The organism is Shigella sp. FC1967 (genome assembly GCF_001743005.1).
Lineage (GTDB): Bacteria > Pseudomonadota > Gammaproteobacteria > Enterobacterales > Enterobacteriaceae > Proteus.
Window position 1 is genome coordinate 1 of record NZ_MIIZ01000263.1, and the last position, 253, is coordinate 253.

Sequence of the window (253 nt, forward strand, 5' to 3'; positions counted from 1 at the left end):
ACCTGTACATACCGCAAGGTGAAGAGGTCAACCGTTGGATTGCTGCTGCTGAGGAATACCGCCTCTATGATGCAGAGATTCAGGAGCTGAAACAGCGACTGTCTGAGCTTCAAGAAAGGCAAAAGCCTCATCTCGACACCATGAAGTCCCTCATGGGGGAATACTTCCATGCCGACTACTGCGGTGTGATGGTAACGAGATACAAAGCGGCTGGCCGGGTAGACTACAAAAAGCTGTTGGCTGATAAGGCGTC

The 253-nt window shown here is 51.4% G+C and carries 1 protein-coding gene; it reads left to right on the forward strand.

Annotated features, from left to right (window positions below; all coding sequences use genetic code 11):
* Window positions 1-253, forward strand: a 253-nt coding sequence (locus tag BHE89_RS02415; protein WP_458694200.1) for a hypothetical protein, incomplete at both ends; no start/stop codon positions are given.